This window comes from Neobacillus sp. S1227, from assembly GCF_055385255.1.
Window position 1 is genome coordinate 2,672,581 of record NZ_AP038276.1, and the last position, 25,563, is coordinate 2,698,143.

A 25,563-nucleotide genomic window follows, 5' to 3' on the forward strand; every position below is an offset into this window, starting at 1 on the left:
CCAGAAAATGGGCGGTCTTATTTATTTTAAAAAAGCTTCACTTTTAGAAACTCTTATCATTTCACTAGGAAAATATTTTTTCAAAAATTTTTCGACCCTTACATGTAAATCTTTTTGATACCATTTCGATAATCCGTGCTCTTCAAACACTGCCGGCATTCCTAACCTTGCCGAGCGCTTTCCCATCGAACCATCACCAATACTAAGCGTATCAAGCCAAATATGATCTACGATGCCATCCAAAACTTTTGGAAAATTCGGGGTAAATGGCAAAACGGGAGAAATTGAGGCTTGGGTGGATATTCCGGCATCGTGTATTTCTTTTAACGCTTTTAACCGCAATTTAATTCCAGGTGCATGTGGTGCGAAAATTTGTTTTACGTCCTCCCTATCTGTTTCAATCGTCATGGAAACGAGGGTATTACATTTGTCTTTTAATATTAGCAATAAATCGATATCTCTTGTGATGAGTGGGCTCCGTGTTTGGATTTGAAGAAAATCAGGAGGGTTTTCCAGCATTTCTTCCAGTATGCCCCGTGTAATCCCTGCTTTGCGTTCCATTGGCTGGTACGGATCTGTTGCAGAAGACATAAAAATATTCACCGGTTTGTTTTTTTTGCGAAGTTTTATCATTTCATTCCGGTAATTCTCCGCTGCATTTGTTTTAATGTCTAACCATTCTCCCCATGGAATTCCTTTAAATCGTTGGATAGGCATTTCCCTAACGTAACAGTACCTGCACGAAAAGGCACAGCCGCTATATGGATTCAATGAATGTGTAAACCCAACATCCAAATACCCATTTGCCGCTGTAAGGATTTTCTTAGCAAATGTTTCATTCGTATTCATCTCCATACGCGTTTATTTCTCCTCCCTTCTCTCCAGTGTATCAACTTATCTCCCGCTCCTAAACATTCTTTTCCAAATTCATGTCGATAAAAACAAAAAAGACCAAGAAAGGTCTTTTTTACTAACAGCAGGCACCCGTATTGCCAATTAAAGAAATGCCTTTTCCATCTCCGCTTCGGTCAAGGGTTAGGCCTTCTATATTAGGTTCAATGATAGGGTCAATTGCGACTGTGATTCCATTTATTGTGACGATTATATCGTCTGCATCCGGCTCATCCAGAGCCAGTCCAATTCTTGGCTCCCCTCAGCCATAGCCTTCAAAAAAGATTCGAATGTTGTTGACATTTTCTCCTTTGAACACTTGTTTTAACAGATCACGAGCTTGGTCAGTGATGTTCATGTTCAATGCCTCCTGTTTAATAATCACCTTTTATTTTAACCTATCGTGGGGTTAGAAAGTAATAAAATGCTTAAAAGATTAGCCGCCTATTTATTTCATACCATTAATCAAATCTTTCATCATTTCTTTATCCATTGGGCCAACAATTCTTTCATGAATGATACCATTTGCATCGATGAAATAACTAGTTGGAATCGTAATGGCTTTAAACACGTCACCTATTTCTCCGTTTTCATCAAGTAAGACAGGAAAGGTTAAACCGTATTCCTTCACAAACTGTTCAACGCTTTCAGGTTTCTTCTCAGTTGTGGTTAAGTTTACAGCTACAATTTCAACATCTTTCCCTTTTTGTTTCTGATAGAAATCTTTCATATGAGGCATTTCTGCTTTACATGGCGGACACCAAGTTGCCCATAGGTTTAAAATTACCTTCTTCCCTTTACAGTCAGACAATTGTACTTCTTGTCCCTCTATATTTTTAAATTGGAAATCTGGAGCTTTGTTTCCTTCTTTTATTCCAATTTCAACAGAACTTTTGAGCTTTGACTCCTTCATATGTTTTTCTAACCCAAAATTTGGTGACGAAGAGGCCGATCAATATCCAGACCCCAAGCAGCAGCCATTTAAGCGAAATAGAAAGTGAACCAATTTGTATTACTTGCATGGGCCCTCCTTTTTAGGCTTTTACCTATTATACTACAAGGGGTATATTAAAAGGGCCAAATTGACCCTTTTATCATAAAATTTCCATCCAAGTCTTCACTGCAGTTGCCAAGATTAATATCCCCATGATTATCTGCAAAACATTCGTATTCACCCTTTTTCCGGCATTTGCACCTATCGGAGAGGCAAGGAGGCTGGCTGCAACCATGATGATTGCTGGTACAATTGGCACTTGACCCGTTGATATTTTTCCGGTGACTGCACCGATTGAAGAAATAAGTGTAATCGCTAAAGATGAGGCAATCGTCATTCTCGTCGGTATTTTTAAGACGGTAAGCATAATCGGCACCAATAAAAATGCCCCTCCTGCACCGACAATACCTGCCCCAATTCCTACAATGAAAGCAAACATGGCAGCAAGCCATTTGTTAAATTTCACTTGACTGAGCGGAATATCATCTACGCCCTTCTTAGGTACAAACATCATAATCACTGCAATTAACGCTAAAATACCATATACGATGTTGATTCCGCTTTCCGGCATGTGAGTGGAACTGAATCCCCCGATAAAACTTCCTAATAAAATACTAATTCCCATATAAGCTATAAGAGTTTTATTCAAAAATCCACCCCTGCGGTATACCATAACACCGCCTATTGTGGCAAAGAAAACCTGAATGGCTGTTATTCCGGAAACCTCATGTGCTGAAAAATGGCCAACTTCAAGAAGTGCAGGAATATACAATAACATCGGGAAATTGATTATGGCTCCTCCTATTCCCAACATCCCTGATATAAAAGAGCCGACGAAGCCAATTAAGAAAAGCGTTATGAGTAAACTGATATCCATGATGTCCTCCTTTTTAGGAAAGTGACCTCTAATCGGAACCCATTATTGTTAATGCCAGGCACTCATACCGCCTCTAACATTAGTTACTTTATAACCCAGATTTTTTAATTGGCTACTTGCTTTCTGGCTTCTCATGCCACTTTGACAGATCAGAACCACTTCTTTTTCTTTAGACAGTTCTTTCTCAGCTTTCTGTGCAAGTTGGTGGAGGGGAATATTTTTGAATCCTTTAATATGGTTTCCTTTAAACTCTCCTGGTGTTCGGACATCAACAAACTGTTTGTTTTTATCATTTAAGATTGAATTTAACTCCGCAGTTGAAATATTCGTAACACCTTTTATTGGCAGGAACCGTCTAATGATAAAAATTATAAATAAAGCAATGATGATGTAATTAAAATATTGCATGGAAACCTCCTAACGATTTATACCTACATGGGTATTTTAGTTTATAAAAAAAATGAAGCCTTAGCCATTGTTAAGTCTCCTCATTATCGAACCGCACAACGGTTAGGACCGATTTCCATTTCCCGCTGCTGGTCGATATCCGGATTTATTCTTCCCATATTGGTTTCACGGATTTCTTGATACGCATTTGGCTGTGGCGGCAGGTTTTCCGTTACCATCTTTCTGAATTCATTTTCATCCTCAATATTAAGACCATGGTTTTTGGCGAACAATTCCCCTAATTTCTCTGATACACTGCCATTTGTGTTTAGCTCATCAATAATCATAAAATGGGCTGGAAGAACAACCAAATCTTCTGATAGCTCTTTATATCGTTTATACAGAGTTTCTCTTAAATCGCCAACCCAATCTTCTGCCTTTCCGGCAAGGTCCGGTCTGCCGATTGAATCTATGAATAAGATGTCACCCGAGAGTAGGAATTTGCCGCCCACAACAAAGGAAGTGGAACCAATTGTATGCCCTGGAGAATATAGGGCGTTAATATCAATCGTAGTATTTCCAATTGTAACATGATTACCATCTTCAAGTGCTTGATATTCGAACGTAACTTCAGTTGCATCTTTTGGGGGCAGCCAGTACGCAGCACCTGTTTTTTCGGCAATTTTGCGGCCGCCGGAAATATGGTCAGCATGGAGGTGTGTATCAAATACATGAGTAATATTTGCCCCAATTTCTTTGGAGAAATCAAGGTAAATATCCGTCATCCTTGTTGCATCAATCAGCGCTGCCTCGCCGCCTGAAACTACCATGTAAGACAAACAGCCTTTACCGATTCGAACAAATTGATATAGTTCGCCACCATCAGTTAAGTCTCCAACTTTAACAGGCTCAAGATGCTCACTCCAAGTTTTCATGCCACCTTGTAGGTAAGATACATCCAAACCAGCATCAGATAGCATTTCCGCCACCATAACGGAAGACCCTTCTTTCGCACAAACGACTAATACTTCTTGATCAGTCGGGATTTTGTCTAGAATTTCTTCTACACCATCAAGTAATTCGAAATATGGAATATTTAAGTACTGGAAGTTGTCACCTTCAATTTTCCAATCTTGAAAGTCAGACTCATTACGGACATCGAAAATAAACAGTTTTTCTTTGTAAAAGACTTTTTTCGTTACTTCCTTTGCTGTCATCACAGTTACTGCCATCTTTTATTACCCCCTAAGGTATATTTTATCCTAAAAAAATTAATTATTTAATCCGGTGGTATTTCCTGTCCATTTACTCATACCGGGTATAACGTTAATTACCTTCTTAAAGCCTTGTTCCGCTAATTTTTGTGCAGCAAAATCACTGCGGTTGCCAGTCCGACAAATCACGTAAATTTCATCTTCTTTATTTAACCCAGATAAACGCTCATCTAATTCTTCTAAAGGAATTGATAATGCCTTTGGAATATGATTAAACACGTATTCTGCCGATTCTCTTACATCAAGTAAAATAATGTTGTCATTGGCAGATTTAAGTTTCTTTTCAAGTTCCTCGTTATTTATGACATTTGGATGTTTTTTCTCAAGTGTTTCATCGTTTGAAGACTTTCTCAGATAATGTTTTAATACTTCACCTTCTTCAATAGTCCCCAAATATTGGTGGCCAGTGCTTTCAGCCCAAGCTTTCATATCCGCTTTTGAGCCTTTATCGGTTGCTAAAACTTCGATAACTTGCCCTGCTTCAAGGTTGTTCATTGCTTTTTTCGTTTTCACGATGGGCATTGGACATGCCAAGCCCTTAGCATCTAATACGAAATTTGCCTTCATGATTGTCCTCCCGTTTTACCTGCAAGGGTATTTTTTGAAAAAATTATTCTACTTTACCTTCCCAAGCCAGCATTCCGCCTGTCATGTTAATGACGTTAAAACCGCAGCTTTCGAGAAATTGACTGGCATGGCCGCTTCTTCCTCCAGAACGGCATACCATGATATACTCATTTGTTTTGTCTAACTCATGCATACGAAACTCAACCAGCCCTAATGGCATATTGATAACACCTGGTATTTTCCGGCTTTCACTTCATCTACTTCACGAACATCAATAATGTTTAATTTTTTTTCCTTCGCTTAATAAGTTCTCTACTTCTTTTGAAGTTATTTCTCTCATCGTGCATCCTCCTATATAAACAGATTTACATTACCATCTTCGGCATCTGCCAAATACGCCGCAACTCCTGCATAATCAATGTGATCCATAAGTTCTTCTTCTCTAAGACCCAATAAATCCATTGTCATCGTACAGGCAACCAGTTTTACATCCTGTTCTTGTGCCATTTCAATTAATTGCGGCAGTTCCAAGGCGTTATGTTTCTTAATAACATCCTTGATCATTTTCTGACCGAATCCAGCGAAGTTCATTTTAGAAAGGCCCATTTTGTCAGCGCCTCGAGGCATTAGTTTCCCGAACATTTTCTCCATAAAGCCTTTTTTTACGGGAAGGTTTTCATCCTTGCGAAGAGCGTTCAGTCCCCAAAATGTGTGGAAAATGGTGACTTCATGATCATACGCAGCAGCACCATTTGCGATAATATAGGCTGCCATTGCTTTATCGTAATCACCGCTGAACAAGACAATCGTTGTTTTTTTCTTTTCTGCCATTGTAATCCTCCTGTTTTATACCTGCAAGGGTATATTATTGGATAAAAAATTTATCTTTTTTTTATCCAGAACTTTAAGACGCCATTTTCTTCTTCAAAATTTACTACTTCGTGTCCACCAGACTTGGCCCATGCGGTTAAGTCATTTTTTGCACCTTTATCAGTTGTATGGATTCCCAACACTTGGCCTGATTCCAGCTCTTTCATTGCCTTTTTTGTTTTCACAATCGGCATTGGACATGCCAGTCCTTTTGCATCTAAAAGCTTTGTAATATTCATTAAGAATTCCTCCCTATTGTCTATTAAATTACCCACAAGGGTATAATTTTTTGAAAAATAAAAGAGGGCATTAACCCTTTTAAAATTCATATTTGCTTTCGAACAATATTGATTCTATACCCTAATGGGTATACTGTCAACGTATTAATTTAAAAAAACGAACATTCTCTTTCAGGGAGAAAGTGCGCTTTTTTAAATCGGTATTAATATTTACGATACATTTACTATACATCTTTTAGAATTTTTTGTATAATATGAATATTATTGTTTTAAACAAACGTTCAAAAAATATATAAAATTTGATTGAGACTAGTGAGGTGTACATTTTGTTAGATATAAAAAAGGATTGCAGCTTGGTCATACCGATTTCAATTCCGGAGAAGCTTGGAGGGTTAAAAACAGTCAATTTTTTTCTTGTTAAACAAGAAAAATCGTTATCATTAATCGATGCTGGGTATAATACCGACTCCCATTGGGAGGCACTAAACCGGGCACTGAATCAAAATGGCTTGGTGTTACAGGATTTAACCGAAATAATTTTAACACACCATCATATTGATCATGTTGGTTTAGTAGACAAAATTGTCGATGCCCATCCCATTCCTGTATATGCCTCTCCCCTTTCCATTCCCCGCTTAAAACGAGACAAAGATTTTATGGAAATGCGGGTTGAATTTTTTGCAAATCTTTATAATGAAATGGGATGCGGGGAAACTGGTGAGAAACAAATTGCTTATTTAAAGAAATCCTTACTGCGTAATAAGGGTAAAGCAATGCGTGCAGAAATTACAGCAATAACAGACAATCAATTCCTTGGTTTCACTATTTTGGAAGTGCCTGGACATTCCCCTGATCAGTTGGCATTTTTGGATGAACAAAGAAAGCAGTTATTTGCCGGCGATTTATTGATTGAACACATTTCAAGTAATGCTATTGTTGAGCCTGATGAAAACGGGAATAGATTGCCAACCATTAAGCAGCAGATTGATTCCTTAAAAAAATGTGCTGCTATCCATATTGATTCTGTTTACCCTGGCCATGGAGCGGTCATTCAAAATCCGAAAGTATTAATTCATAAGAGATTAGAGAGGATTGAAGAAAAATCTGGGCTCATCTTGAAATATATCCAATCAGGTCATTCTACAGCCAATGAAATTGCACAGGCGTTATATAAAAATACCTATAATGAACAATTTTCTTTAGTTATGTCGGAAATTATCGGCCATCTGGATTATTTGGAAGCGAAAAAGAAAATAACAATGAAGAAACAACATGGTATTTGTCACTACAGCGTGAAGCAATAGCTTTTCTGAGGTAAAAAGTACACTCAGCTAAAATACTAGTTTAGCGTCCAAAAGGGTGATATTATTAATATATCGTCTTTTTAGGAGTGAAAACATGAGTGTACATAAGGATTTAATCAAGCATGCAGAAAATCAAAATAAATCGTATCAGGAGTTTTTGGCTCTGGATCAGCAGCGTGAAATGTATATTGAAGAAGCAGTGGAATTATGCAAACAAGGTAAACCCTTTTCTACGGATAAAATCAATGAAGTGACAAATAGAATGAATAAGATAAATTTACGGATAATATCGATTAGAAAAAATGTTACACCAGATATGGTACAGGAATATGTAAATAAATTACGTTAGCCACAAAAAGACACTTTTCCAACAGGTGAAAAGTGTCTTTTTGTATCTTAATCCTCGTCATCTCTCCCTAGACGTGATTCCTTTACCAATTCGATTGCCTTCCTCCCGGTCAGCCACCTGAAGTTTATTTAGGATGTTTGTGACATAATTGGATACTGTTTTACCGCTTATTTTTAACTTCGCGGCTATCCCCGAATTACCCAAGCCATCAGCCATTAGGTAAAGCCCCTCACTTTCACGTTCGTCAGATCAGGAAAGGCCTCCTTTGGTGATGCCGGGCGTGCCATCGAAAAATAGTCTTGAAAAAAGACACCTTCCGATGAAAGTGTCTTTTTCTTTCTAATGAAAAATTGCCGCGATGATTTGGTCATATGACATCCCGCTGTCAACGGTATATGTACCAGGTCGTAATTGGTTTTGCAGTCCTCTCGCCTCGATATCTTTTGAGAATTGGAAAGCATCAGGAACAAGATTCGCTGATACTAGCATTCTCCCGACATCAATGCTTGTCATCCCGTCTGCAACATTAATAACTGCTTGTGATACATTTTGCTGCTGTGTATCCGCTGGAGGGGCAGCCTCTTGTTGAGCCGTACCGTTTTTTGCGGCATCCAGATTTTTGTTATACTCTTCTTTTGTTTGCACAATATATCCAGCGTCGGTCAGCTGCTTTTTCATTGCATCCTTTGATACAGAAGCCTGATTTGATGCTGGCTGTCCTGCCGCCTTTGAAATATTGCTGTCGCTTGAAAAATAAGCAATCGTGCAGATACCTGTCGCCAATAAAAGACCCGCTGAAAAACTGCTGATTAGGTTAACCCTCATTTGCAGCCAGTCTCCCTTCAGTTTGTGATGATTGGTAGACAGCGATAATCTGCTTGACTTCATTTTCCGAAACCTGTTTTTCTTGAGCAATGCTATCAATAGAGTATTGGCGTCTGTACAAGTCAAGTACTTCACGCTTTAATATTTTTTCCTCTGTGGATAGCTGAACTCCCGTCTCTTTTGTGACGATTTCCAAATCAAGTTCCATGTTGCGAAGTGATTCTTGCATCCCATTTATTTCTTTCATCACAGATATATGAACAAGGTCAATTTCTTTATGGTTTTTCTTAGCAGTTTGACGTTCTTTCAGGATTGAGAATATCAGCAGCAAAATGGATACAACAAACAAAATGGTTAATGTCCATTCCATTAAGACAGTCTCCTTTCACATTCTATTAGTATCACAAGTTATTATTATACATCCCAAACCTATTTTTTTCGACTCTTATTTTTCAAACACAACAAAAGTCGCATGGATTTGACAAAAAGCGCCATGAAAATGATATTTACATAATAAAAAGGAAAATAGTTCATTATAAACATGAATTGAATGAAATCATGAAAGGAGTTTTTTTAGGTGCAAACCAATCAAGTACCGTTTCCTGAACCGCCTCGGGCGATCACAACCAAAGATCTTATGTACTTAAAAGATGCTATGTCCTGGGAGCTTCTGGCATTTAAGAAATTACATTTTCTAGCCGAGCATGCAACTAATCCACAGGTAAAACAAGCCCTTGATAATGCGGGTCAAATGCATCAGCAACACTATCAAAAATTATTGTCTCATCTAGAAGTAAATAATAATGCTGTATTATCAAGCCTGCAAAACGCCCAGCAACAGCAAATGCATTAGAATGGAGGTATTTAAAAGTGCAAAACCAGCAAATGCAACAGAATCAACAAATGCAGCAAGGCCAAGGCCAGCAAATGCAGCAATCTCAGAAACCTAACCAGATAGCCAATCCACCAACAGGTCAATTGCCAAAAGTAAAAGGGCCAGAAATGAACGATCGTGATTTTTTAAATGATGCACTTAGCACCTGCAAATATATCACAGACAGTTTAAATATCGCTGTACGTGAAGCAAGCCATCAGCAGCTGCATGCCGATCTATTGCAAATGTTAAATGAAACTCATCAGAGCAGCCGGGAGTTTTTCCAACTCATGTTCCAAAATGGATGGTATAAACTTGAGGCAGAGGAACAGCAGAAGATCAATCAAGCCCATCAACAATTTAGCAATTACTCTAGCCAGTTTCCGTACCCAATTCAATAAAATAGTCACCGATAACAATAAACGGGCAGCGTAATCACTGCCCGTTTTGTTACTCCTCTTAATATGAATAGAATGCAGGCTCTCAGCAATTAACTTTAAAGATCAAACTCCCATTCCTCACGCAAATGTAAATAAAGTAATAGGAGTAAGTTTTCAAGTTCTATATCACTGTGTCCAGTTGTTTCCACACCGATTTTTGGAAGCATAATCTCAGCGATTTGTCCGGTTAGTTGTTTCCGCTCTATAACCGGCAGCTGGACAAAGCGATCGGCATATGTTCGAATCAACTTCCAGTCCTTCATTCCTAACGATCTTAGCGCCCATTCATCTAAGATTAAATCGTCTTTGGAAAGACCTCTGTTTTGAATTTCTTTTTCAATTCCAGAAGGCTTTTTCTTAGCTTTAGTACCCCGTTCGTGTACCACAATCGTCCCCGCAACTAGGTCACCTAGCCGCTTATGCTTGGAATGAAAAAACACCATCAGCATTCCAAGAAAATACCCCGCTGGCAGAGAATCTACAATTCGGATTAGATTGCGGATAAAGCTTGAAAGCAAGGTAATGCTGTGTCCATTTTCTTGAATAACCCTGATGCCCATCCATTTCTTGCCCAGGGTTCTGCCCCCATAGAAAAATTCAAAGGCAAAAAAGTAGCCCCAATTAATAATAAATATGACAATAATCGCAATCGCAAAAGGGACAGTATTCTCTTCTAAAAAAAATGGGAATGACGACAATCCCCTCATGATAAATATAACCAAAATAATGCACAAAATATTAAACACCATTAAGATTAATTGATCTATGATAAATGCTGCCGCTCTGCTGCCTAATCCTGCAAGGCTAAACTGAAGTGAGACGTATTCAGGTGTTTTAATATCCATTTGTTCATGATTCAACAGGGTACTCCCCTTTCTAGATGATAAAGTTTTCTATTTTTCTACAAAATTACTATAATAAGGAATAGAAGAAAAGTATACGGTAAAAGATGGTGAAAAAATGAATGTTAAACAATTTATAAAGCAGCATCGCGAAGATTGGAAACAGCTTGAACAGTTAATCGGACTATTAAGCAAGGGCAGGAAGACGATAAGCGGAGAAAACATTACACTCTTCTCACGCCTATATCAGAAAGCGGCGCAAAATCTTTCTTACAGCCAAACGTATTATCCTAATGACGAAGTAACGCAATATTTGAATGGACTTGTTTCAAAATCGCATAATCTTTTATACAAAGACCAAGTATCAAGCATCAAACAAATTCGTCATTTTTTCTCCGCCAAGTTTATCGGCTTATTACTAGAACAATGGAAATTCTTTGTGGCGGCGATGATCTTGTTTGTAATAGGCGCGATTGGAAGCTTCCTTTCCATTTTGAATGACCCACTCCATATTTATTCCATTCTCTCTCCGGAAATTGCCCGAGGCGTTGACCCAGAACAGCTCGGAAGCAGGGATGGTGCAGTCGATTCCTCACTCATGTCGGCTAGTATCATGACGAATAATATAAAAGTTGCCATACTAGCTTTCGCTGGTGGTATAACCTTTGGAATATTAACTATTTATTTGCTTATCTACAACGGCATTATCATTGGAGCACTTGCAGCGCTTTTCTGGCATCACGGCAAAGCCTATGATTTTTGGGCCTATATTGTTCCCCATGGAATGATTGAGCTTACAGCCATATTTATTGCCGGCGGGGCTGGGCTGTTAATGGGCTATAAGCTCTTTGTACCAGGCCCGTTTTCAAGAGGGTACCAATTGAAGGAACACGGAAAACGCTCTGTTCAGCTGCTGCTTGGAACGATACCTTTATTCGTCATCGCCGGAATCATTGAAGGTTTTATTACACCGGCAGCTATCTCGCTTGAAACTAAATATATAGTGGCTATTTTGACTATTTTGGGTTTAGTTCTTTATATTGTATTTGGAAAACTGAAACTCAGTCATGCTATAAAAGATTCTTATTCATTATCTCCATATAATGGGAGACAGCAGTAACTGCTAACTTTTCCTCGCGGGCCTCTATCATTGGCAGGCCCTGCTTTTCCCATTTGCTTTTCTCCCGCTTTTTGAAGAGCATTTGCTGCTGGGCAATGCTTTTTAACATGGCCGCTTGAACATCAATTGGCTCCGCTTTTGTTCTGTTCAACAGAGTTCGGTCCTCAACCCCGATCATGAAAAATAAATGCCGCTTTCGAAGCTGTTTAAGGTAGACAAGGGCGTTTTCTTCATGTAGAAATGTCTGTATATCACTAAATAATAAAAGCAGGCTTCGTTTCTTTTGCACCATTTCCAAATATTGAAGAACCGCTGCATAATTGGATTCTACTGCATCAACTTTTAGATGATATATGGACTGGAGAATGGTTTGCAGATGGGCCATCCCTTTTGCCGGCGGAACAAAAGCTTTAATTTCATTTGAAAAAGCTAGAACGGACACATAATCCCCTTTTTGAAGAGCAGCAGCGGCAACAGTTATGGCAGCTTCTAGGGCTTTTTCTAAGCGGTTGCCTTTTTTCAGTTCTGCCCCCATCATACGTCCGCAATCAAGCAAAATCGTAATGTACTTACCATGTTCCGGTTCATATTCGTTTGTCATCACTTCCTGAAGCTTAGCGGTTTGCCGCCAGTTAATTTTCCGCGGATCATCACCAACGACAAAGCTTCTGATTTTCGAAAATTCCCCAACACCGCTTTGCTGCTTTCGAATTTCCAAGCCTTCATGCAATAAATAATGCTGAGCGTTTTCTAAATACTGCTTTGTTTCCGTCAGATCGGGAATTACTTTCACTGAATCATTTAAATCTACTGTTACTTGCTTTTCCCACAAGCCGATTACACTTCGATAACGGAAGTACAGCCTTTTGATATCGTATTTTCCCCTCACAGCAGGTACCGTTTCATAGGTAATGACGTTGGCTGAGTCCGCCGGTACCCTTCCGGATATAGGAAACGGCTTTGAAAAGGTTTGCGGCAGACCATCAAGGAATCGGTAGATAAGTAAATATGGAGAATTATTGCGAACCTCAATAGTAATCGGATAGGTAAGTCCCCGTTCCATTTCCTCCGTTATGGTCCGCTTGAAGAAAAGCTGTGTTTTTTTCGCTGAGAATAATAAATCAGCCAAACTAATGAATAAGACAACAATATTAACCATAATGACAAACCACCATGATAGATCCCTTACTATCCCCAGTGTTAAAAAAATAGTCAGCACAAGGTAAGTCAGAATCAGCCGCTTTGTCGGGAGTATGCCTCTATCTTGGAACAGGAACCGAGCCCACAAGCTCTTCGATGATTTGGTCAACGGTTGCTCCCTCCAATTCCACATGAGGAGATAACTGAATCCGATGACGCAAAGCTGGCTTCGCAACCATCTTAATATCATCCGGAGTCACATAATTTCGTTCTGACAAGTAGGCCCATGCCTGTGCAGCTTTCCCAATCGAAATCGCAGCCCTGGTACTGGCACCGAAGCGAATCATATCCGTATCCCGCGTTTTCCTGACGATTTTCATTATGTAATCAAGGACATTATCACTTATTGTCACACCTTCAATCTCTCTTTTGATCGCCACAAAGGTGGCTAAATCCAATATTTGAGAAACTAGAGTCTTGTCCATGTTGTTCTCAATCACTTGTTTTAATACATTTTTCTCTTCTTCAAAGGTAGGAAAATTAACTTGAAGTTTAAATAAGAAACGGTCCTGCTGGGCTTCTGGCAGCGGATAGGTTCCCTCAAATTCGAGTGGGTTTTGTGTCGCAACCACAAAAAAAACGTCTGGAAGAATGTAGGTTTCCCCTTGAATGGTTACCTGTTTTTCCTCCATTGCCTCAAGCAGGGCGGCTTGTGTTTTTGCAGGTGTCCGGTTAATTTCATCGGCCAATAAAATATTGGTGAAAATAGGACCTTTCAATGTTTGAAAGGAGCTTTCTTTCATGTTGTAAATCATGCTGCCGGTGATATCACTTGGCAGCAAATCCGGTGTAAACTGTATTCGGTTAAAATCCCCGCCAAGCAGTCCTGCAATAGTACGGACCATTTGAGTTTTCCCAGTGCCAGGCACCCCTTCGAGCAGGACATGGCCGCCTGTTAGAATCGCGGATAATAACAATCGTAAATTGAGATTTTGTCCTAAAATTCGCCTTTCATACTGTTCCAATAGGGATGTAAGTTCTGTCCTCACCCTTGTTCCACCTCTTTCTGCAACTGGTCTAACTTTCTGGACCATAGCAAATATTCCTGTTTAGTGATTTTATTTTTATCGAGAATCATCGCCAATTCATGCAGAAATGAGCGAATCTCTTTAGTTTGAATTCCCGTCCACTTGGGTTCTAATTCTTCCGCCATATCCTGCCAGTCCTTGTGATACGGAACCCGCCACCGTTCTTGAAGTAGCTGCTTCACATAATCAGCTTGAATCAACAATGAATCCTGAAAGCGTCTTCCCCGAAGATACCATGCTGTTACCGCGCGAATTCCTTCATCACTAAAACGAACCATCTCTTCCCGTGGTACCACAATGGGGCCAAACCGTTTACCCTTTTTCCAAAGACAAATGAAAGTGATCAATATTCCCTGAAGCATCAACAGTACAAACCACTTTGGAAAAGCAGATACAAATGTTGAAGTTGTTTGCTCCCCATGAACATATTCATCAAACAGAACTGTCTTGGAGTTGGTTTCATTAACCAGCGAAATCAGAAGTGGTATATGGTCGTTTTTTAAAATTTTGCCATTCGTCATCCATTCTGGTGTAATTGAGACGATTAATTGGCCATTACCAACAGAACGTTTCAATGCAACAGGTCCGAATTTATCATGCAATAAAATATCCTCACCGTTTCGGGGCTTTAGCCGAACGTCGGATAGGACCTCTGCCTTTTGCGCTTTGGCTTCCTGTCCGTAGATTTTCAAGGCTTCTGAAGGTAGTGGAACTTCTTCTACTGCTTTTGTCTTTAAATCAAACAGACCATCGGGATCCCGAGCGAGCAAAAGAACTGAATTGCCCCCCTTCATAAAATCGAGGTAGGCGGCGATTTCGTCTTTTTCAGTAAAATCCCCAGGCTCCACTATGATTAATAGCTGCTTCTCTTTATTCTTTGGCAATAAAGAAGGCGAATGGTTCCAGCTTTTTGCACTCATTTCCTTTTTTAAATATGTATAAAAGCCCTTTGTCCCAGTTGGGGAAGGAGATTCAGTTACGTAATTTGGATATACTCTTGGCTTTGGAGTATAGGTGAAATAGCTAAAAAGCACAAAAACAGCCACTAATATAAATAACCATAACCAACCCCTTCTAGCCTTGTGCAACGTTTCCCCCTCCCTCCTTGTGTACTTCCGGCAACAAACTCAAAGCAATAGATTGAAACTGCCGGTATTCCTCTTTGGATGCCTTTCTTTCGCCATATGTCACTTCGTCAAAAAAATGTGCAAGATAGAAAAATTGACCGGCCCGATTTTTGTTCTCTTTTCTAAGCTCCTCATAGTACTCCCAATTGGTTTTCCATTTTCTTGCTTCAAGCCATCCTTTATCGTGAAAGAAAAGAAGCAAGGCCAAAAACAAGTGTCGTGCTGCACCTGAATAATCGGCTGCAGTCTCCAGCTTTTCTGCTTCTTTTAAATGCTTTTGATAAGTCCAATTTAGTTCCTTTAAAGATTGAAGCGGTTTTTTGCTTCGGAGATTCCGCTCTCTTTTATAATGACGAATCAGAAAAAATACTGCTAAAACCAATAAAACGATGACCACAATAATGACTACGATTAAAATAGAGCTTGCGGCGTTATCGGCGGAGTTAATTGATGGAAACAAACCTGCTAACTTGTCGGCAATCCACTGCTTAGCCTTTTCCCACCATTCAGCGAAAAGTCCTTTAGAAGCTTTGTCATAAACCCGATATTCCTTTTCGTTCAAAATTTTCTCTAGTTGATTACGTGCTTTTTCAGTAGTAAGCATCTCAATCACCTAATTAAAAAAAGAGGTACGATCATAGTCTTCAATCATTTCCTTTAAATCATCGGCATCGTGGCGCACTTTTAAATCTAGGTACATCACGGCATATCCAACAGAGAAAATCATTGTTGTAACTAAGGTCACAAGATTTGAAATTATGGTAAACAATACGCTATTTCCTAAAGCTAGCCCAATTGTCCCTTCCACTGAGAAGCTGATAATACTAATGATTAAATAAAAAATTATATAAAGTCCCATAAGCGGCCATGTACGTTTCTTGGTCAATCTCCAGCTTCTGCCGAATCCTGGTGACTGTCTGTCAAGAACTACCGACCCGAAATAAAAACTCCAGCGCGTTAATAAGTAAGCTATTATTGGTGCAAAGATTAGAAATAATCCGATAGCTAATAATATGCCTAAAACAGGATTGGCCAAGGAGCCAATTACTCCTGAAAAGACGATGAGTAAAATAGGAACGAGCATGATACCAAAGACAAGCAATCCGAATAAAATACTGCTGCCCAGCATTGGCCAGAACCGTGATAGGGCTTGCTTGATAACCGACTTGACAGTAAACCCCTCATTTTTGCGGATATGATTCACGGCAAAAAGAATAGCTGCCTCAGTGATTGGACCAAGAATAACTGTGATTAGTCCAATCACCGCCATTCCAATGTCAGCCCCAAAGCTTCCAGCGTCAAAGGTTCCTTGGTTTTCAAAGCTGGTCATGAATTGTTCAAACCAATCACCGCTGCCTTTCGCTTCCCTAAAGAAGCTTGTTCCTGATATTAATAATATGATGGCTTGTAACAAGTAAACAGGACCTAAAAGCAAGAGAAATATCATAAAGAAATCCTTAAATCTGTTTTTACTTAAACTGAATGTATGATCGAGTATTTCTCCGAATCCTTTCGGCTTTGAAAACTTAGAATCCAATCTAAAATCCCCCCTAATTTAATTGTTACAAGAATTATTTTAACATTACTATTGTCTAATAAGTGTAAAAATGTGCAAAAATTTACAAGTAGCGAGTGCAAAAAAGCTCCCCGAGCCAAAACCCGGAGAGCGTCTTTTATTTAGAAGAACCTTCTTGATCCTTGCTATATTTATATTTACTTCTGTCGATTGGTTTAAAGCCATCAGGTGTATAGAAACGCAATAAGTCTCCATTTACGACCTTATCCGATTCTGCCAGCTTTTCGTCCACGATCTCGTGGTACTTCTTAGCCTCATCCAATTTATCTTGTGAAAGTTCTAACCCTGTTGTAGAGTCGTAATATTTATCTCTAACAGCTGTAATTGTTGGACTTACAAAATCGCCATTTCGGAATGGAACAAGCTGGTCGTGCTGTTCTGACAATAAATCAGTACCAAACTGGACATACTGTTTTGAATCAATTCCTAACAAATGAAGCAGTGTAGGAAGGATATCGACTTGGCCGCCATATTCATGATGAATTCCCCCTTGGATGCCAGGGACACGAATAAATAATGGAACACGCTGCAGGCCAGCACTTTCAAATGGGGTGATGTCTTTCCCTAATACTTGTGCCATTGCTTTGTTATGATTTTCGGATATTCCGTAATGGTCACCGTACATAATAATAATAGAACGGTCAAGTAATCCTGTTTGCTTTAAATAGTCGAAGAAGTCTTTTAAAGCTTCATCTTCATATCTCGCTGTTTGGAAATAATCATCAACTGATGCATCGCCAGTTTCTGCCGGTGCAATCGTTGCTAAGCTTTGGTCCATTTTATAAGGATAGTGGTTAGCAACTGGAATAAATTTCGTATAGAACGGTTCTGGTAATGTTTCCAACATTGGTTTTGATTGTTCATAGAATGGTTTATCCATCATTCCATATTCTGCTTGATCTTCAGTATTTACGTGATAATATTTTCCGTCAAAAAATTTATCGTAGCCAAAAGATTTATAAATTTCATTGCGGTTCCAAAAGCTTCCTGAGTTCGCATGGAATACTGCAGATGTATAACCCTGCTGGCCTAAAATTGCGGGTGCTGATTGGAATGTGTTCATGCCTTTTGTCGTAAAGGCGGCACCTTGCGGCAGGCCGAACAATGAGTTCTCCAGCATAAACTCAGCATCAGCGGTTTTACCTTGTCCTGTTTGATGGAAGAAGTTATCAAAATAAAGGGTATTCTGGTCTCGTGTTAATGAGTTTAAAAACGGTGTAACCTCTTCCCCGTGAAGCTTATAATTAATTAGGAAGTTTTGTGTTGATTCAAGGTGCAGATAAATGACGTTCATACCTTTAGCAGCACCAAAATATGTTGGGTTTGGCGCAGCGTAATTGGAATTGGTATAGTTTTTTGCCTCAGTAACATCGTCAGTGCTTGCCATTACCCGTTGAGCCGAAGCTGTCGTACTTTTCACCGTATCATAAATAGTATAATTGTACATACCAAGATATTTAACAATGTAATTTCTGTCAAAGCCTCTTGTTAGCAGCTGTGGTCTGTCTGCCTCTGCTAATGACAGGTTCGCACAAGAAATAGCAAGTGCCAACGAAAACAAGGCAGCAACCTTTGGACGGCTCATATCTTTCTTCTCGACTTTTACAATCTTAAAAACAAGTAAGGCAATTAATAGAATTGTATCTATAAAGAATAAGAAATCATATGGTTTCAATAAAGATGACACACTTCCACTGACATCGCCAAAGTTCTGTGTTTGCGTCAATGTTGGCAACGTGATGAAATCATTAAAGAAACGATAGTACACTACATTGGCAAACAATAAGAACGATAATAGAAAATCAATGACAATCAGTGAAATGTATTTTTTTCTGCCTTTAAATAATGTTGAAATTCCTAAAAATATTAACGCCGACCCTAATGGATTTAAAAATAATAAAAACTTCTGAATAGAGTTTTGGATCCCTAAGTCAAATTGAGTTAACTGGGTAATATATGTTTTAATCCAAAGAAGAATGACGGCCAAAAAGAAAAAGCCAATATATTTTTGAGAAATACCTTGACCTTTTAGTTTCATTATTAAACACCTTCCTTTTAGCTAATCATTATTGCATACTCTTATTTATTTTCCTATATGTGATTAATACTATTTAGCCTAGTAATTATCTTAAATGGTAAATATGAACAAACTATGAACAAAACAAGAAAAAACGTAATATACCTGCTCACAAGATAGTAACTATACTCCTTTTTTTGAAAATGTCAACCATGATAATTAATAAATCTTGTCCATTATAATAAGGTGTGAATGGTATAATACATGTTATCATGAAATTTAATTACATAAGTTACCATCTATAGATCTGAGGTGAAAAAAAGTTTGTCTCTAACAAAAAGGCGTCAGGAATTCCTTGATCATATCTACCGTCAATATAAGAAAACAAACAACCCTGTCCATTATTCTAAGGTTGCTGAAGCTATCGGAGTAAGCAAATGGACAGCCTATGATGTTTTAAAAGAATTGGAAAACCAGGGGCTTGTAAAAAGAACGTATTCCACGAATAAGAATGAAGCTGGCCGTTCACTCGTTGTCTTCTCCCCCACCGAAATTGCAGAAAGCTTTTTTCAAAAAGACCGTAGAGAGCTATCGAATGCAGAAGAGTGGGAATCCATCCTTCAAGAGGTCATCAAATTAGTGGAAAATCCGCAAAATCTGCCATTACGGGCAGCAATTCATCAAATCATTACGCTCATGAAACATGTAGAAGTTAAGCTGGAGTTTTGTGCCTACTTTCTTAGTATTTTGCTACTGTACTTGAATACACTGGGAAAAAACGTAAAGGACTTAACGGTAAACTTAATCAATGCATCCAAGGAAGCTAAGGTGCAGTTAATGGTTTTTACAGGCGCTGTTGTTGGTATGATAATTCAATCTGTTGGTGAGGAATTAAGTCCGGATATGGTGAGACTCGTTCAGCAATTCATTGACAATGTTAGCGAGCTTAATGCTGGCGAATTAAGTTTATTAATTAATTTCATTGAAAAAAGTTAAATCAGCCGATTTTGGCTGATTTTTAGTTTCATAGATAGTTTTTTGGTTTAATATCAATCTCAGTCCATATACTGCAAAGGTAGTATATTTCAGAATTTTTTTAATATTCTCTTGACGTTCCCTTCGTTTTTGCGATATATAGTTTGTATATATTTTTTGGTTTTTTGGGTATTTTGGGTCTTATATTTTTTATTGAAAGCGGGGGATTTTTGATGTACGAATTATACTGCAGAACGTATCAGGGTGGAATGAAAGCGGCCTCTTATATACTTCCTTGGCGAAAACCCGAATTATTTGAAGGAGAAAATAGCCTAAGTAAACTTCCAAGCTTTATTAAAGGTATGCGAATTGAAAGCGTTTTAATCGTGACCGACCAAGGGATTGTATCCGTTGGCCTGATGGAGCCTTTTTTAGAAGCTTTAAAAAATGAGGGTGTCCAATTTTTCATCTATGATAATACAGTCCCAAACCCGACAATAGAAAATATTGAAGAAGCCTTTCAAATGTACAAGGAAAACAACTGCCAGGGAATTGTTGCATTTGGCGGCGGCTCGCCAATGGATTGCGCAAAAGGTGTCGGGGCCCGTGTGGCAAGGCCTAAAAAAAGCATCCCACAAATGAAGGGCGTCCTAAAGGTGTTGAAAAGAATCCCCCCGCTGTTCGCCATCCCGACGACAGCAGGAACGGGAAGTGAGGCGACACTTGCAGCCGTTGTCTCTAACAGCGAAACACATGAAAAGTACGCGATAATGGACACAGCTCTTATCCCCCACTATGCTGTATTAGATCCGCTTCTTACTGTTAAGCTTCCTCCCCATATCACTGCCGCAACCGGAATTGACGCACTAACGCATGCGGTAGAGGCGTATATTGGAAAAAGCAATACGAAAGAAACAACACAGTGCAGTATTGAGGCGGTTCAGTTAATTTTTGAAAATCTTTATGAATGTTATACAAACGGTGTGAACATTCAGGCTAGAACGAACATGCAAAAGGCTGCTTATTTGGCCGGAATCGCTTTTACCCGGGCATATGTCGGCTACGTCCATGCTATCGCCCATACCTTAGGCGGATTTTATCAGGTTCCCCATGGTTTGGCGAATGCTATTATTCTCCCATACGTACTGGAGTATTATGGGGAATCCGCCCATAAGCCGTTGTCAGAATTGGCAGATTTGGTTAAAATAACAAAACCTTCCGATACGGTTGAACAAAAAGCGCGGAAATTTATTGATGCCATTAAAGAGCTTAATGAAAAAATGGCGATCCCGACCAAGGTTAACGGAATCATCGAAAAGGATATTCCGCTCATGGTGGAACGGTCTTTCAAAGAAGCAAATCCTCTTTATCCTGTTCCAAAGATTCTTTATAAAAATGATTTATTAAAGCTTTATCATCTGATAAAGGAGTAGATGTGAATATGAGTATTTCCTCCCCCCTATTAAATGAAGCCGGTACTAAAGAAAATTACAGTTACTTAGTAAATAAACAAAAGGCCTTTTTCCGTAAGGAACAAACAAAGAATGTTTCTTTCCGATTGGCTGCCTTGAAAAAATTAAAAGATGCCATTAAAGAAAATGAAAAAGAGATTATGTCAGCGCTAAAGGCGGATTTAAATAAATCCGAGCTTGATGCATATGCTGCAGAAATTGGATTTGTCCTTGCTGAGTTGAGCTTTACAATTAAAAACCTAAGCACTTGGGTTAAAGTAAAAAGTGTCAAAACGCCAATGACACATTTTGGTTCTGCGAGCTACATTTATTCCGAACCATATGGTGTGACGTTGATTATCGCCCCGTGGAATTATCCATTTCAATTGGCCATTGCACCAGTAATCGGTGCGATTGCAGCGGGGAATTGTGCTGTATTAAAACCTTCTGAATTAACACCCAAAACGTCTGAGGTATTGGCAAGACTGATCAATGGACTTTTTCCTGAAGAATATATTTCAGTGGTTGAAGGCGGTGTGGAAACAAGCACAGCGCTCCTAGAAGAAAAATTTGATTATATCTTTTTTACTGGAAGTGTACCCGTTGGGAAAATCATCATGGAGGCTGCGGCGAAACATTTAACACCAGTTACGTTGGAGCTGGGCGGTAAGAGCCCCTGTATTGTTCATGATGATGCCAATATTAAGGTAGCTGCCAAACGGATTGCCTGGGGCAAATTCACGAATGCCGGCCAGACTTGTATTGCCCCCGATTATCTTTATGTTCATAAAAATGTCAAAGACAAATTTCTAAGCGAGTTTAAAAATACAATAAAAGATTTATATGGAGATAATCCGTTACGTAACCCCGATTTCACCCATATTGTTAGTGAGCGTCATTTCAAGCGGCTGGAAGGCTTCCTGGATAATGGTCAATTATATTATGGGGGTAAAACAAATTCGGAAACGCTAGCGATTGAGCCGACTGTTATAACGAATATAAGCTGGGATGCTCCAATTATGCAGGATGAAATTTTTGGCCCGATTCTTCCTGTTATGGAATACAGCCATTTATCAGAAGTGCTTGATGGCATCCATAATCATCCAAAACCGCTAGCCCTATATATTTTTACGGAAAATAACCAGGTCCAGCAGACGGTTCTTAACAGCGTATCGTTTGGCGGCGGCTGTGTGAATGACACTGTCTATCACTTTGTCTCTCCTCACCTGCCCTTCGGTGGTGTCGGACCGAGCGGGATTGGCTCTTATCACGGAAAAGGCAGCTTTGATACCTTCTCCCATAAGAAAAGCGTCCTAAAGCAAACCACCCTTTTTGATATCCCGTTTCGCTATCCGAACTTTAAGAATGGGCTTAAGATGTTGAGGATGTTTTTGAAATAAACTGCCAGACTTGAGCACTTGTTAAATTGTTTCTATGGACAAAATATGGCGAAAATGAAGAGGAAATGTCCGGAAGAAGGCTCCCTACGGACAAAACCGCTGGGAAAGGAAGAGGAAATGTCCATAGGAAGGCTCCCTATAGACAAATGCGATGAAGAAAGAATGTCCCTGGTTCTCTTAAAGAATTCAGGGACATTTTTTTAATCTAATTGATATTGCCGGTTTCCATAGAGTGGTTGCCTACCTCACGGGACATTATAAACAAGAAGATTTCCTCACCTGGCATTAAATCCGATAAGAATGCAGAATCTATTTTCTGGGCTTCAACCCCCTCCTGTCTTGGAGCCACTTGGTCAACACTTAAAGTAATGCTTACTTGATTCGGACTTACCTTTGGAGAGCTTGTTATCGAAAACCACCTTGGTTTAAGTGAAGGCAATAGCTCTAAGAAACGTTCGAACGGTAATTCACAGGCTTCATATTTTTCTAGCAAGTCGAGCATAGTAACTTTATTTTTCAAAACAAGTTCTTCAAATACCCCATCTGCTAATAATGCTTCTAATTCCCGCTTATGCGGAGGGCAAACTGTGTAGGCGGCCAATTCACTAATTTGTGCTCGAGTTGCAGTTTCCTGCACTTCCACGCTTTGACTTAGAAGATCAAAGATTCTCACTGGTCTATCTAATGGAAGATGGGAAGTTGTTCGTGCGCTGCAGGTGATAATCACATGATCCTTCCCGTTTAATCCAAACCGTTTTAAAATTCGCCCAACGACTTCCTTGCGATTCCATGCAAAAACTCCGAGCTGATCCCCATCCTGATAGGTTACCCCTACAGGCAACGTAAACTCAATTTGTCTAATGCTACTTACACTTTCCGCATCAATAAGTAATTGGTTTTCAATAACTGAAGATTGTACGGGTTCGTACTTACTAACCAGTGGTGAAGCCATTACAGCATTCACAAACTGTAAAGAGATTGTATTGGATTGTTTGTCAGCCTTTTTATCCATTTGAATTCCGAAAGTCCTGAAGGCATCCTGCCACATCCGTTTTTTCCATTCTTCCAATTGCTTCTCAAAGTCACCGCCTGCATCACCTTCCCCCCGCTCTGAAAATCTGATAGCTCCTTTAAGGGCAAGCTGTTCATCGATATAACGAGGCACATCTTGGTAGGTGTTCGCCCAGTTGTGATCGCCACACCCAAATACTGCAAACTGGACACCTTTTAAACTACCTGTTTCCAGGTGTTCCAGCCACTGGACAAATTGGCGGGCATTTCGCGGCGGTTTCCCATTATAGGAGGAGGTGACAATAATACAGGCACCTTCAGTTGGTAACTTGCCAGTTCTTTCGTTTAGGGGAGCAGCCTCGCTTCTTACCCCATGCAAACGGACAATACCAGCAAGTTCATGTGCAACCCGCTCCGCTGTTCCCATATTGGAACCATATAAAACAAGCAACGGTCTATTATTCACGCCAACAAGTGAATACAATGGAGCTTCTTGTTCATTTTTAGGGGATGCCACTTTTTGGGCAGATAAAGCAAATGTATCGATTCTTTTATTTTCGCGCAATTTTACGCGAATTTTAAAATTATCCGGTTTCAGCGTTAAGGTTTGCTTAATTTTTAATTGATAATTCATATGATCGATCAAGTCAAAACGCTGCAGAATCATACCTAACACAAGTGTTGCTTCATGAAGAGCGAATTGCATACCGATGCACGCTCTCTGCCCATTTCCGAATGGCTTATAAGCATGTGCGGGAATATTCGTCATATCTGCAAACCGCTCCGGACGAAATACTTCAGCATCCTCCCCCCATGCATCCTTATCGCGATGAAGTTTTGGTAAAATGACGGACACATGGTCGAATTTTTTGAGCCGGTATTTCCCGCCAATGACCGTATCCTCTTTTGCGTACAAAGTAAATTGTGGCGCAGTAGGATAAAGACGTAAAGCTTCATTTAAAATCATCCGAATGTACTTAAGGTCGAGGACCTGTTGATACGAAGGAATAGAATCGCCTAGTACCTGGTCAACTTCCAAATATGCCTTCTTCAGTACTTCTGGATGTTTTAGAATCAGGTATAGGGCAAAAGAAAGCAAACCGCTTGTGGTTTCATGTCCAGCAATCAAGAAGGTAATGATTTGAAACCGGATATTTTCATCGTCAAGCCGCTCTCCTGTTTGCGGATCCTTGACATTCAGCATCCTGGCCAGCAAATCAGTTTCCCCTTGGTCGCCGCCTTCTTTGCGTTCAGCGATGATTTTATCCACCAGAGAAAACATTGACTTAATGTCGCGTTCAAATTGCCGCTTGGTTCTTACCATCAGCTGGGTTTGAATAGGAAGCCTTGTGCTTTGGTGCATTGCTTCGTCAAGTGCCCGGATCATACTAATGATAAATGGATTATGGGTTTCCCGATAGAAACTGTTAAAGCGGTAATTAAATCCGCATAAACCGATCGTGTCAAGGGTTAGACGCGTCATATCATCGGGTACATCAATGCTCTCATTTGGATTTAAACGAGCCCACTTTTGTACAAGCTGCTGGGCGATGTCAACCATCATCGCATGATACCCCTTCATTGCTTGCTGGCTGAAGGCTGGCATTAGTATGTTATGGGCTTTCTGCCAATTCGGCTCTTTTGTTTTACTTGTAAATAAGCCGTCTCCTCCTAAAGCACGCAGAAAATGCAACCCTCCTGAGAGACTTTTGTCAAACCGCGATTCATCACAGACATCGGCAACTAATTCATAACCTGATACAAAATGCATGTTAAAACCAAAAGCTTCAAAGTGAAAAATCGGTCCATATTCATCGGCGATTTTCCAAAATGACAGCGTCGGTGAATCTTTATCGATTAATGGTATATTTCCTAAAGGGCCATACGTTTTTGGCTGCGGAATCCGCATATAATTTTCCATAAGA

The 25,563-nt window shown here is 39.6% G+C and carries 26 protein-coding genes and 2 pseudogenes; 8 read left to right on the forward strand and 20 right to left on the reverse strand.

The annotated features are described in order from the left end of the window. Positions 1-21 precede the first annotated feature (21 nt). From ACZ5AE_RS13545 to ACZ5AE_RS13585, 9 genes and pseudogenes are all read right to left on the reverse strand, one after another. Positions 22-849 (reverse strand): SPL family radical SAM protein, encoded by an 828-nt coding sequence (locus tag ACZ5AE_RS13545; protein WP_464573622.1) that lies wholly within the window; start codon positions 847-849, stop codon positions 22-24. Positions 850-1,339: 490 nt separating this feature from the next. After that, entirely contained in the window at positions 1,340-1,804 is a 465-nt protein-coding gene (locus ACZ5AE_RS13550) for a redoxin domain-containing protein (protein ID WP_464573107.1), read from the reverse strand. Positions 1,805-1,985: 181 nt separating this feature from the next. Next, entirely contained in the window at positions 1,986-2,762 is a 777-nt protein-coding gene (locus ACZ5AE_RS13555; protein ID WP_464573109.1) for a sulfite exporter TauE/SafE family protein, read from the reverse strand. A gap of 48 nt (positions 2,763-2,810) precedes the next feature. Next, a complete protein-coding gene (locus ACZ5AE_RS13560) occupies positions 2,811-3,170 on the reverse strand; it encodes a rhodanese-like domain-containing protein (RefSeq protein WP_464573111.1) in 360 nt (119 codons plus the stop codon). 83 nt (positions 3,171-3,253) lie between these two features. Next, positions 3,254-4,381: an MBL fold metallo-hydrolase gene (locus ACZ5AE_RS13565; RefSeq protein ID WP_464573113.1), complete on the reverse strand. Its 1,128-nt coding sequence runs from the start codon at positions 4,379-4,381 to the stop codon at positions 3,254-3,256. A gap of 39 nt (positions 4,382-4,420) precedes the next feature. Further along, complete coding sequence (locus ACZ5AE_RS13570; protein WP_464573115.1) at positions 4,421-4,990, reverse strand: sulfurtransferase TusA family protein; 570 nt, start codon at positions 4,988-4,990, stop codon at positions 4,421-4,423. A gap of 43 nt (positions 4,991-5,033) precedes the next feature. Next, positions 5,034-5,330: pseudogene (locus tag ACZ5AE_RS13575) on the reverse strand (rhodanese-like domain-containing protein). Positions 5,331-5,341: 11 nt separating this feature from the next. Next, a complete protein-coding gene (locus ACZ5AE_RS13580; RefSeq protein ID WP_464573117.1) occupies positions 5,342-5,821 on the reverse strand; it encodes a DsrE/DsrF/DrsH-like family protein in 480 nt (159 codons plus the stop codon). 50 nt (positions 5,822-5,871) lie between these two features. Continuing rightward, the gene (locus ACZ5AE_RS13585; protein WP_464573119.1) at positions 5,872-6,099 is read right to left on the reverse strand and encodes a sulfurtransferase TusA family protein; all 228 of its coding nucleotides are present in this window, start codon (positions 6,097-6,099) and stop codon (positions 5,872-5,874) included. A gap of 317 nt (positions 6,100-6,416) precedes the next feature. Here ACZ5AE_RS13585 and ACZ5AE_RS13590 point away from each other — a divergent pair, with 317 nt between their 5' ends. Both ACZ5AE_RS13590 and ACZ5AE_RS13595 read left to right on the forward strand, forming a co-directional pair. After that, positions 6,417-7,403: an MBL fold metallo-hydrolase gene (locus ACZ5AE_RS13590; RefSeq protein ID WP_464573121.1), complete on the forward strand. Its 987-nt coding sequence runs from the start codon at positions 6,417-6,419 to the stop codon at positions 7,401-7,403. Positions 7,404-7,497: 94 nt separating this feature from the next. Next, positions 7,498-7,752: a DUF2533 family protein gene (locus ACZ5AE_RS13595; protein WP_464573123.1), complete on the forward strand. Its 255-nt coding sequence runs from the start codon at positions 7,498-7,500 to the stop codon at positions 7,750-7,752. Between the two features lie 57 nt (positions 7,753-7,809). Here ACZ5AE_RS13595 and ACZ5AE_RS13600 read toward each other — a convergent pair whose 3' ends face one another. From ACZ5AE_RS13600 to ACZ5AE_RS13610, 3 genes are all read right to left on the reverse strand, one after another. Continuing rightward, positions 7,810-7,968 (reverse strand): response regulator transcription factor, encoded by a 159-nt coding sequence (locus ACZ5AE_RS13600; protein WP_464573125.1) that lies wholly within the window; start codon positions 7,966-7,968, stop codon positions 7,810-7,812. 123 nt (positions 7,969-8,091) lie between these two features. Then, positions 8,092-8,577 (reverse strand): aminodeoxychorismate lyase, encoded by a 486-nt coding sequence (locus tag ACZ5AE_RS13605; protein ID WP_464573127.1) that lies wholly within the window; start codon positions 8,575-8,577, stop codon positions 8,092-8,094. After that, a complete protein-coding gene (locus ACZ5AE_RS13610) occupies positions 8,567-8,947 on the reverse strand; it encodes a hypothetical protein (RefSeq protein ID WP_464573129.1) in 381 nt (126 codons plus the stop codon). The genes ACZ5AE_RS13605 and ACZ5AE_RS13610 overlap by 11 nt, the downstream gene beginning before the upstream one ends. A gap of 267 nt (positions 8,948-9,214) precedes the next feature. Between ACZ5AE_RS13610 and ACZ5AE_RS13615 the strand changes: the two genes are divergently transcribed. Further along, on the forward strand, positions 9,215-9,430 hold the full coding sequence (locus ACZ5AE_RS13615) for a ferritin-like domain-containing protein (RefSeq protein WP_464573623.1): 216 nt from the start codon (positions 9,215-9,217) through the stop codon (positions 9,428-9,430). A gap of 74 nt (positions 9,431-9,504) precedes the next feature. Next, complete coding sequence (locus ACZ5AE_RS13620; protein ID WP_464573624.1) at positions 9,505-9,852, forward strand: spore coat protein; 348 nt, start codon at positions 9,505-9,507, stop codon at positions 9,850-9,852. A gap of 95 nt (positions 9,853-9,947) precedes the next feature. On the opposite strand, the gene ACZ5AE_RS13625 is transcribed toward ACZ5AE_RS13620, so the two are convergent. Next, entirely contained in the window at positions 9,948-10,751 is an 804-nt protein-coding gene (locus ACZ5AE_RS13625) for an RDD family protein (RefSeq protein ID WP_464573131.1), read from the reverse strand. Positions 10,752-10,851: 100 nt separating this feature from the next. Between ACZ5AE_RS13625 and ACZ5AE_RS13630 the strand changes: the two genes are divergently transcribed. After that, the gene (locus ACZ5AE_RS13630; RefSeq protein ID WP_464573133.1) at positions 10,852-11,853 is read left to right on the forward strand and encodes a stage II sporulation protein M; all 1,002 of its coding nucleotides are present in this window, start codon (positions 10,852-10,854) and stop codon (positions 11,851-11,853) included. Here ACZ5AE_RS13630 and ACZ5AE_RS13635 read toward each other — a convergent pair. The 6 genes from ACZ5AE_RS13635 to ltaS form a co-directional block, all read right to left on the reverse strand. Continuing rightward, positions 11,804-13,162: a DUF58 domain-containing protein gene (locus ACZ5AE_RS13635; protein ID WP_464573135.1), complete on the reverse strand. Its 1,359-nt coding sequence runs from the start codon at positions 13,160-13,162 to the stop codon at positions 11,804-11,806. The genes ACZ5AE_RS13630 and ACZ5AE_RS13635 overlap by 50 nt on opposite strands. After that, positions 13,113-14,042 carry an AAA family ATPase gene (locus tag ACZ5AE_RS13640; protein WP_464573137.1) on the reverse strand — a complete coding sequence of 310 codons (930 nt, stop codon included), beginning with the start codon at positions 14,040-14,042 and terminating at the stop codon, positions 13,113-13,115. Before ACZ5AE_RS13640 ends, ACZ5AE_RS13635 begins: the two co-directional genes overlap by 50 nt. Then, positions 14,039-15,169: a DUF4350 domain-containing protein gene (locus ACZ5AE_RS13645; RefSeq protein ID WP_464573139.1), complete on the reverse strand. Its 1,131-nt coding sequence runs from the start codon at positions 15,167-15,169 to the stop codon at positions 14,039-14,041. The genes ACZ5AE_RS13640 and ACZ5AE_RS13645 overlap by 4 nt, the downstream gene beginning before the upstream one ends. Then, positions 15,156-15,812, reverse strand: coding sequence for a DUF4129 domain-containing protein (locus tag ACZ5AE_RS13650; protein ID WP_464573141.1), 657 nt, complete (start codon positions 15,810-15,812; stop codon positions 15,156-15,158). The genes ACZ5AE_RS13645 and ACZ5AE_RS13650 overlap by 14 nt, the downstream gene beginning before the upstream one ends. A 9-nt stretch (positions 15,813-15,821) precedes the next feature. Beyond that, on the reverse strand, positions 15,822-16,745 hold the full coding sequence (locus ACZ5AE_RS13655; protein WP_464573143.1) for a DUF7847 domain-containing protein: 924 nt from the start codon (positions 16,743-16,745) through the stop codon (positions 15,822-15,824). A gap of 136 nt (positions 16,746-16,881) precedes the next feature. Further along, positions 16,882-18,822 (reverse strand): lipoteichoic acid synthase, encoded by a 1,941-nt coding sequence (gene ltaS / locus ACZ5AE_RS13660; protein WP_464573145.1) that lies wholly within the window; start codon positions 18,820-18,822, stop codon positions 16,882-16,884. A 303-nt stretch (positions 18,823-19,125) separates the two neighbouring features. On the opposite strand from ltaS, the gene ACZ5AE_RS13665 reads away from it, so the two are divergent. The 3 genes from ACZ5AE_RS13665 to ACZ5AE_RS13675 all read left to right on the forward strand — a co-directional run bounded on the left by ACZ5AE_RS13665 (position 19,126) and on the right by ACZ5AE_RS13675 (position 22,627). Then, a complete protein-coding gene (locus ACZ5AE_RS13665) occupies positions 19,126-19,797 on the forward strand; it encodes a helix-turn-helix domain-containing protein (protein ID WP_464573147.1) in 672 nt (223 codons plus the stop codon). 212 nt (positions 19,798-20,009) lie between these two features. Further along, a complete protein-coding gene (locus ACZ5AE_RS13670) occupies positions 20,010-21,209 on the forward strand; it encodes an iron-containing alcohol dehydrogenase (RefSeq protein WP_464573149.1) in 1,200 nt (399 codons plus the stop codon). 8 nt (positions 21,210-21,217) lie between these two features. Further along, positions 21,218-22,627, forward strand: a complete 1,410-nt coding sequence (locus tag ACZ5AE_RS13675; RefSeq protein WP_464573151.1) for an aldehyde dehydrogenase — start codon at positions 21,218-21,220, stop codon at positions 22,625-22,627. 244 nt (positions 22,628-22,871) lie between these two features. Here the strand turns inward: ACZ5AE_RS13675 and ACZ5AE_RS13680 are convergent. Continuing rightward, positions 22,872-25,559, reverse strand: a pseudogene (locus ACZ5AE_RS13680) (cytochrome P450); the annotation flags it as partial. Positions 25,560-25,563: the final 4 nt, after the last annotated feature.

What these genes read in the sequence shown, in the direction of transcription:
- ACZ5AE_RS13670 (WP_464573149.1), top strand. Translation starts at nt 20,010, where the DNA reads ATGTACGAATTATACTGCAGAACGTATCAGGGTGGAATGAAAGCGGCC.
- ACZ5AE_RS13650 (WP_464573141.1), bottom strand. Translation starts at nt 15,812, where the DNA reads ATGCTTACTACTGAAAAAGCACGTAATCAACTAGAGAAAATTTTGAAC.
- ACZ5AE_RS13585 (WP_464573119.1), bottom strand. Translation starts at nt 6,099, where the DNA reads ATGAATATTACAAAGCTTTTAGATGCAAAAGGACTGGCATGTCCAATG.
- ACZ5AE_RS13555 (WP_464573109.1), bottom strand. Translation starts at nt 2,762, where the DNA reads ATGGATATCAGTTTACTCATAACGCTTTTCTTAATTGGCTTCGTCGGC.
- ACZ5AE_RS13565 (WP_464573113.1), bottom strand. Translation starts at nt 4,381, where the DNA reads ATGGCAGTAACTGTGATGACAGCAAAGGAAGTAACGAAAAAAGTCTTT.
- ACZ5AE_RS13620 (WP_464573624.1), top strand. Translation starts at nt 9,505, where the DNA reads ATGCAGCAATCTCAGAAACCTAACCAGATAGCCAATCCACCAACAGGT.
- ACZ5AE_RS13630 (WP_464573133.1), top strand. Translation starts at nt 10,852, where the DNA reads ATGAATGTTAAACAATTTATAAAGCAGCATCGCGAAGATTGGAAACAG.
- ACZ5AE_RS13610 (WP_464573129.1), bottom strand. Translation starts at nt 8,947, where the DNA reads ATGGAATGGACATTAACCATTTTGTTTGTTGTATCCATTTTGCTGCTG.
- ACZ5AE_RS13595 (WP_464573123.1), top strand. Translation starts at nt 7,498, where the DNA reads ATGAGTGTACATAAGGATTTAATCAAGCATGCAGAAAATCAAAATAAA.
- ACZ5AE_RS13560 (WP_464573111.1), bottom strand. Translation starts at nt 3,170, where the DNA reads ATGCAATATTTTAATTACATCATCATTGCTTTATTTATAATTTTTATC.
- ACZ5AE_RS13605 (WP_464573127.1), bottom strand. Translation starts at nt 8,577, where the DNA reads ATGAGGGTTAACCTAATCAGCAGTTTTTCAGCGGGTCTTTTATTGGCG.
- ACZ5AE_RS13675 (WP_464573151.1), top strand. Translation starts at nt 21,218, where the DNA reads ATGAGTATTTCCTCCCCCCTATTAAATGAAGCCGGTACTAAAGAAAAT.
- ACZ5AE_RS13580 (WP_464573117.1), bottom strand. Translation starts at nt 5,821, where the DNA reads ATGGCAGAAAAGAAAAAAACAACGATTGTCTTGTTCAGCGGTGATTAC.
- ACZ5AE_RS13600 (WP_464573125.1), bottom strand. Translation starts at nt 7,968, where the DNA reads ATGGCTGATGGCTTGGGTAATTCGGGGATAGCCGCGAAGTTAAAAATA.
- ACZ5AE_RS13545 (WP_464573622.1), bottom strand. Translation starts at nt 849, where the DNA reads ATGAATACGAATGAAACATTTGCTAAGAAAATCCTTACAGCGGCAAAT.
- ltaS (WP_464573145.1), bottom strand. Translation starts at nt 18,822, where the DNA reads ATGAAACTAAAAGGTCAAGGTATTTCTCAAAAATATATTGGCTTTTTC.
- ACZ5AE_RS13550 (WP_464573107.1), bottom strand. Translation starts at nt 1,804, where the DNA reads ATGAAGGAGTCAAAGCTCAAAAGTTCTGTTGAAATTGGAATAAAAGAA.
- ACZ5AE_RS13570 (WP_464573115.1), bottom strand. Translation starts at nt 4,990, where the DNA reads ATGAAGGCAAATTTCGTATTAGATGCTAAGGGCTTGGCATGTCCAATG.
- ACZ5AE_RS13615 (WP_464573623.1), top strand. Translation starts at nt 9,215, where the DNA reads ATGTACTTAAAAGATGCTATGTCCTGGGAGCTTCTGGCATTTAAGAAA.